The organism is Streptomyces sp. a15, from assembly GCF_059026085.1.
In genome coordinates this window covers 1-2,006 of record NZ_JBWLKM010000207.1, presented here as the reverse complement: position 1 = coordinate 2,006, position 2,006 = coordinate 1, and the positions used below count along the sequence as shown (strand labels likewise).

At 70.5% G+C, this 2,006-nt stretch carries 3 protein-coding genes; all 3 read left to right on the top strand.

Going from position 1 to position 2,006, the window contains the following annotated elements; all coding sequences use genetic code 11:
- Positions 1-220: hypothetical protein (locus AC5P09_RS51640; RefSeq protein ID WP_493880582.1), on the top strand; the 220-nt coding region annotated here is incomplete at its 5' end.
- Positions 217-540: a hypothetical protein gene (locus AC5P09_RS51635; RefSeq protein ID WP_493880581.1), complete on the top strand. Its 324-nt coding sequence runs from the start codon at positions 217-219 to the stop codon at positions 538-540. The genes AC5P09_RS51640 and AC5P09_RS51635, both read left to right, overlap by 4 nt.
- Before the next feature lie 91 nt (positions 541-631).
- Entirely contained in the window at positions 632-1,906 is a 1,275-nt protein-coding gene (locus tag AC5P09_RS51630; protein ID WP_493880583.1) for an aminopeptidase P family protein, read from the top strand.
- Positions 1,907-2,006 lie beyond the last annotated feature (100 nt).

The window sequence follows — 2,006 nt, the reverse complement described above, 5'->3', positions numbered from 1 at the left end:
CCGAACGGCCCAGGGCGCCGCAAGCCAGGGCGCCGATCATCACACGATCGAGCTAACTCGACCTCGTGCACGCTTCATGGCGAACAGTTGGAACCCCCATCTGCAGGAGAGCATCTACGGGCACGGCGCCGACCCGACCGCGTGGGCGGCCGAGGTCGAGCGGCCCGGCATCCGCGGTTCGCTCAGGACGCGAGACCCCTGCTGTTCTCCGGCGAGATGATCTACCCCTGGATGTTCCGGGAGATCGCCGAACTACGCCCGTTCCAGGGCGCGGTGGAGGTGCTCGCCGAGCGCGAGAAGTGGCCCCCGCTGTACGACCTCGACCGGCTGGCCGCCAACGAGGTCCCGGTCGCCGCCGCCGTGTACTACGACGACATGTACGTGGACGCCGGCCTGCAACTGGACACGGCATCCCGCGTCGGCAACGTCCGGACCTGGGTCACCAACGAGTACGAACACGACGGCATCGGCGACGAGCGGGTCTTCGACCGGCTGACCGAACTGGTGCAGGACGCAGGAGGAGGAATCACCGGTGCGTGACGGCACGTTCCCTCACGGCAAGCTCCCTCACGGCAAGCTCCCTCACGGCAAGCTCCCGAAACTGACCGACATCCCCGCATTCAACGCCTACATGGGCACGGGCTGGGGAACCCCCGACCGCACGCCCCGCGTCGTCCCCGGCGCCGCCGAGGCCGCCGCCGACCACCGGGCCCGGCTCGCCGCCGCGCTGCCCGACAGGACGGTGGTGCTGAGCGCCGGCCAGGCCCCTGTCCGCAGCAACGACACGACGTACGACTTCCGCCCGGACAGCGACTTCTACTGGGTGACGGGCTGCGCGGTCGAGAACGCCGTGGTCGTACTGCGGGCCGGCGACGCCACGCTCTACCTGCCGCCCCCGGCCCACCCCGGCGAGCAGGCCTTCTGGCGCGACGCCCAGTACGGCGAGCTGTGGGTCGGGGCGGCACCGGGCCTCGACGACTGGGCACAAGCCCTGGGCATCGACGTACGCCCCCTGTCGGACCTGCGCGAGCACGTGACCGTCGACGAAGAGGCCGGCCGGACGCTGGCCGAACTGCGCATGTACAAGGACGAGTGGGAGGTCGCCCAACTGCGCCGGGCCGTGGACCGCACGGTCGAGGGCTTCGCCGCCGTCGTCCGCGAGATCCCGGCCGCGATCGACGGCCCGGGGGAGCGCTGGCTGCAGGGCACCTTCGACCGGTACGCCCGCGCGTACGGCAACGGCCCGGGCTACGCGTCGATCGTCGGCAGCGGCAAGCACGCCCCGACGCTGCACTGGGTACGGTGCGACGGCCCGGTCCTCCCGGACGAACTGCTCCTGCTCGACCTGGGCGTGGAGGTCGACAGCCACTACACCGCCGACGTCACCCGCACGTTCCCGGCCTCCGGCCGGTTCTCCGCCGCCCAGCGGCAGGTCCACGACCTGGTGGAGAAGGCTCACCGGGCCGGGCTCGCGGCGGTGGGCCCGGGCCGCCGGTTCACCGACTTCCACCACGCCGCCATGGAGGTGATCGCGCACGGCCTCGCCGACTGGGGGCTACTGCCGGTCTCCGTGGACGAGGCACTCTCCGACACCGGCCAGCACCATCGCCGCTACCTGGTGTGCGGCATCGGCCACCACCTGGGCCTCGACGTGCACGACTGCGCGCGGGCCGCCGACGAGGCGTACCAGGGCGCCGCGATGGCCCCCGGCATGGTGCTGACCGTCGAACCCGGCCTGTACTTCCACGCCCACGACCTGACCGTGCCCCCGGAGCTGCGGGGGATCGGCGTGCGCATCGAGGACGACATCCTGATCACTTCCGAAGGGCCGGAAGTCCTGTCCGACGCGCTGCCGTTGGACGCTGCCGGGCTCGAGAAATGGATGACGACCCGATCGGCAGTGTGACATCGCACCGAATTCACGATCGGCCCTAGTGTCTCGTGACCCTGATTGTGTTACTTCGAGTTGTTATTGACGAGTTTCTTCACGCTGGTCTGGACGAGTC